General features: G+C 54.8%; 1 protein-coding gene. It reads right to left on the minus strand.

The genetic code is table 11. The annotated features are described in order from the left end of the window. Positions 1–41 precede the first annotated feature (41 nt). A partial coding sequence (locus GWQ22_RS21725) for an IS66 family transposase (protein WP_275931656.1) occupies positions 42–655 on the minus strand: 614 nt, incomplete at its 5' end.

Genomic DNA, 655 nt, shown 5'->3' on the forward strand with positions numbered 1-655 from the left:
CGTAAGCGTCCAGCGAAGGCCGTATTGACAGGGGCGACAGGCTATTCAGCAGGTAGAGCAACACGCCAAGGCAGCAGTTCACTGACCCGGTTCACCGGCCAGTCTGCGATCACATTCAATACATGTCGCAGGTAATGCTCCGGATCCACCCCGTTCAACCGGCAGGTGCCGAGCAAGCTGTACAACAAGGCTCCCCGTTCACCTCCATGATCAGAGCCAAAAAACAGGAAGTTCTTTCGCCCCAAGCTCACCAGCCGTAGCGCATTCTCCGCTATGTTGTTGTCCACTTCTACCCAGCCGTTTTCGGTGTAGTACGTCAGTGCTGACCACTGATTCAAGGCATAGGCGAAGGCCTTGGCCAACTCTGAGTGACGTGAGAGCGATTGCATCCTATCCCGTAACCAGATCTCCAGCTCTTTCAGTAAGGGCTTTGCCCGTCGTTCTCGTTCTGCCAACCGTTGCTCTGCCGATATGCCGCGCAGTTCTGCTTCAAGGCTGTAAAGCTGGCCAATTCGTTTGAGGGCTTCATGTGTGTTGTCCGATGGCGTTCGGATATGCACATCATGGATCTTTCGCCTGGCATGAGCCCAGCAAGCGGCCTCCTTTATCGTGCCGGCAGCTCGGTCTTCACGATATAGCTCATTAAATCCGGCAT

This window comes from Aeromonas sp. 1HA1, assembly GCF_029237385.1.
Taxonomy (GTDB): Bacteria; Pseudomonadota; Gammaproteobacteria; order Enterobacterales; family Aeromonadaceae; genus Aeromonas; species Aeromonas popoffii.